This is a genomic window from Acetobacter sp. P1H12_c, assembly GCF_018811975.1.
Classification (GTDB): domain Bacteria; phylum Pseudomonadota; class Alphaproteobacteria; order Acetobacterales; family Acetobacteraceae; genus Acetobacter; species Acetobacter persici.
In genome coordinates, this window is sequence record NZ_JACRVR010000081.1 from 1 (window position 1) to 2,679 (window position 2,679).

General features: G+C 57.9%; 5 protein-coding genes. All 5 read right to left on the reverse strand.

Features of this window, described 5'->3' with window-relative positions:
* Positions 1 to 592 (reverse strand): hypothetical protein (locus tag KP699_RS16120; RefSeq protein WP_215763333.1); only part of this gene is annotated, 592 nt, incomplete at its 3' end.
* Positions 593 to 691: 99 nt separating this feature from the next.
* Positions 692 to 865 (reverse strand): hypothetical protein, encoded by a 174-nt coding sequence (locus tag KP699_RS16125; RefSeq protein ID WP_252347153.1) that lies wholly within the window; start codon positions 863 to 865, stop codon positions 692 to 694.
* A gap of 288 nt (positions 866 to 1,153) precedes the next feature.
* On the reverse strand, positions 1,154 to 1,315 hold the full coding sequence (locus tag KP699_RS16130; protein ID WP_215763335.1) for a hypothetical protein: 162 nt from the start codon (positions 1,313 to 1,315) through the stop codon (positions 1,154 to 1,156).
* A gap of 188 nt (positions 1,316 to 1,503) precedes the next feature.
* The gene (locus KP699_RS16135) at positions 1,504 to 2,481 is read right to left on the reverse strand and encodes a hypothetical protein (RefSeq protein ID WP_215763336.1); all 978 of its coding nucleotides are present in this window, start codon (positions 2,479 to 2,481) and stop codon (positions 1,504 to 1,506) included.
* Between the two features lie 3 nt (positions 2,482 to 2,484).
* Positions 2,485 to 2,679 (reverse strand): hypothetical protein (locus tag KP699_RS16140; RefSeq protein WP_215763277.1); only part of this gene is annotated, 195 nt, incomplete at its 5' end.

Sequence of the window (2,679 nt, forward strand, 5' to 3'; positions counted from 1 at the left end):
CCACCAGAGACTGGCAGAGTGCCTTCAGGTCTTCCGGACGCGCCAGAAGGTCGAGAAAGATACAGACAGGGGTGATCCCCACCCGACGGTAAAAGGCTTCACGCCGCTCGAACCGCTCCAGCCCCCGCAACTCGTGGTCGTTCCGGGTAATGCGGTTGGGTCCACAAGAACCGATAACCTCGATAAAGCAGGCAGCACTTCTCCTGCGCAATGTCAGGTCCGCCTTCTCCGCCCCGAGGTCAGCCATGATCGGCTGATGGAGATCGATTTCCATATTGTCGTGCTTCAAAGACTCAAGGATCTGGTAAACGACACGTTCGGGAAGGGATTCCAGGGTCTTGCCGTTGGAAGCCATCTTCCCTGTCGGTGGCAGATCAGGCCAGCGAGCCCTTGCCTGGGCATCGACGCGGGCCCAGTCCCGCTGACCAGACTCACCGATGAAGACCAGATGCTGGCCGGCCGGGCCGAGATACCGGCAGATGGCCTCGCTCGGTGGGGCACCGAGAGCACGGGCAAGGTCCCGATAGGTGATCAGATCAGCTTCTGTGGGATGAAAACGGGAGGGCGTAGCGTCATCTGAAGAGCGAAACATTCTTTATTTTCCTAATGAAACGAGAACAGGCACGATATGAGCGCGCCTGTTAATGGAAGAAACGGGTGTGGGTGTGAGTGTGGGCGACGATTGAGAGCGTCAGTCGCAGCGAGGGCTCTCGCCATCCAGTATCTTACTGGTCACGCATCGGACCTTGCGCCCGATCATCCTCGTCAGAATGACGACGCCTTCAAGAATGCGGTCATCCGTGTTGCCTTCGAGCGACTGACTCAGGGCAAAGTCGAGCAACCCGTGCAAAGCAACCAGTTGCATAAGATCCGCCTCTACGGCGGAGGAAATTGTTGTATGGTCTGACATTGATTTTCTCGTTTACAAATATTGCGGGACGAGGAACCCACACGCCAAAAACCGATACCAGATCGGAAAAGAACAAAATCCTTTGGGGAATTCAGGGTGCGGCCCCTCAAAAGTCCCAGAACAAAAACCGAAACAAACCAAACAAGTATAAGAATTAAAATTCACACGAATAATATAAAGAGAAATTATATTTTGTGAACGAAATAAAGGCCGGACGGAACTTGCCGCCCGGCCTTTGTTTTTTTATTTCCCCCGCGCATCCATGATTCGTAGAAGCGCAATCGCGGCCGTTATTTCGGGCGCGTCACGATCCAGTGAGTCCCGATACCGGATCAGTGCAGGGAGAAGCATCGTGAACAGCAGAGCATCGCGATCAAGCGCGTCGTAAGATTGATTGATATCCATGGGAGTCTTCCCTGAGACTTGACACCCAAGCTGCGGACTGAAACAGTAACGGTACAATCCTTACAGCTCTTTTGGGGAAACGAGGGTATCCCGCTTCGAAGACCCCACAAGACTTCTCTTAGTACTATCTATTCTGTACCCGCGCACGGGCGTGCGCGCAGGGGTAGTTTGATCGCTGCTTCGTCACTTCACTCCCCGACATAATGGCCTGTTTCCGCGAGATCCTTTGCAAAGGTCAGGCCGAACTTTTTCCAGCCATCCCCCAAATTGTCGTAGGTCGCTAGGAACACCTGCTGCGGGCGGATGAACTGCGGGGCAAAGACCTCCAGAACCCGTGGATCGCTGGCCCAGCCCGGCAGCTGTTCGGGCGTCATCAGCACGGCCACCGTGATCCGCTGATGTCCCGGCTCGACCGTCTGGAGCGGGCCGTATTCCAGCACCCGCTGCGGTGTAAGCGCGTAGCAGTAGCGCGACGCCGAAGTGACACCGGACGGAGGCGATGTAGTCCCGAGCAAAGGCGGGATGCTCACCGCTCCTATACGACCCTGTTCATCAGGCGGAATTTCAAAATGCCCGACGATCTCCGGACCGGACCCCAGAAACAGGTCTCCCTCGAAGCGTGTCGTCGCTTCGACATTGGCTGGCGGCGGTTCCGATGGTCTGGGCTCTGAGCTGTCGTCCAGGTCGTGCAACCCCAGTTGTGCTGCCGTGGGCGTGCCGGGATGGGTCGTGTGAACAACCCAGGTCACTGGTACGCGCCGCACCACGCCCGCCGCCATCAGCGCCTGCACGAACGGCGTCGCCTCCATGCCACGCGGACCGTCGCCGAGCAGGACGCCAGCGGTGTCCGCATTATAGGCTGCCCCCGGCTCGACACCCGCCGTGTATTTATTGAGGATGACGGCTGACATGGGCCAGGCAGCCTCACCATGGATGGCATCGCCTCGCAGCCTGAGACAGACGCGACGGCTGTTCCCCTCATCCAGATCGCCCCGGTCACCCGGCTGGGCCCGCAGCATCGCCAGAATATCATCGGCCACCTGTGCGGCCTTGCGATCGTCCGATACAGCACAGGCAGACGGGACGGAAGCGCCGGTCAAAGCGGTTGTGACCAACGCCGCCAGCAGCGGTACGGCCAGCAAGGGTTTCATCGTCCGGAAACACATGGCCTATTGCTCCTCCTGATTACCGACTAGTTCCAGCCCCTTCGGCAACCGATGGAAAACAAGCCGATGGCGAATATCCTTGCCATTTTCCCAATCCTGAAAGGACCCGATCGTCCTGCGGAACACAGGGGACTGCATCCAGTCCTTCAGATCCTCACGCCGATAGACAGCCGTAGCCGTCATGACGTCGCGCCCGGC

Bases quoted from the DNA above. Each gene is read 5' to 3' on its own strand.
- KP699_RS16135 (WP_215763336.1), bottom strand. From the start codon at position 2,481: ATGTGTTTCCGGACGATGAAACCCTTGCTGGCCGTACCGCTGCTGGCG.
- KP699_RS16130 (WP_215763335.1), bottom strand. From the start codon at position 1,315: ATGGATATCAATCAATCTTACGACGCGCTTGATCGCGATGCTCTGCTG.
- KP699_RS16125 (WP_252347153.1), bottom strand. From the start codon at position 865: ATGCAACTGGTTGCTTTGCACGGGTTGCTCGACTTTGCCCTGAGTCAG.